At 47.9% G+C, this 284-nt stretch carries 1 protein-coding gene; it reads right to left on the bottom strand.

From position 1 onward, the window contains the following. Window positions 1-284, bottom strand: a 284-nt coding sequence (locus A3751_RS18135) for a mechanosensitive ion channel family protein (protein ID WP_156492607.1), incomplete at both ends; no start/stop codon positions are given.

The following is a 284-nucleotide window of genomic DNA, read 5'->3' as shown; positions in this document are numbered from 1 at the left end:
TTTGTCAAAGGTGCGAATGGTCGTTAAGCGCCAGCCAACCTTTTCAACGGTTCCTTCAATCTCCTGATCTGGTGAACGAATCCAATCACCAACGACAAAAGGTCGGTCAAGGTAGATCATTAAGCCACCAAAAAAGTTCGCCAATAGATCCTTCGCTGCGAAACCGACTGCAATACCGCCGATACCACCAAATGCAAGCACACCACTGATACTAAAACCAAGTGTTTGCAGGGCAACAAGCACTGCCGTAATGATAATCGAAGCACGCAGTAGCTTTCCGAGCG

Source organism: Oleiphilus sp. HI0080, from assembly GCF_001635135.1.
The sequence above is the reverse complement of the archived record's forward strand: the minus strand, read 5'-3'. Positions and strand labels throughout refer to the sequence as shown.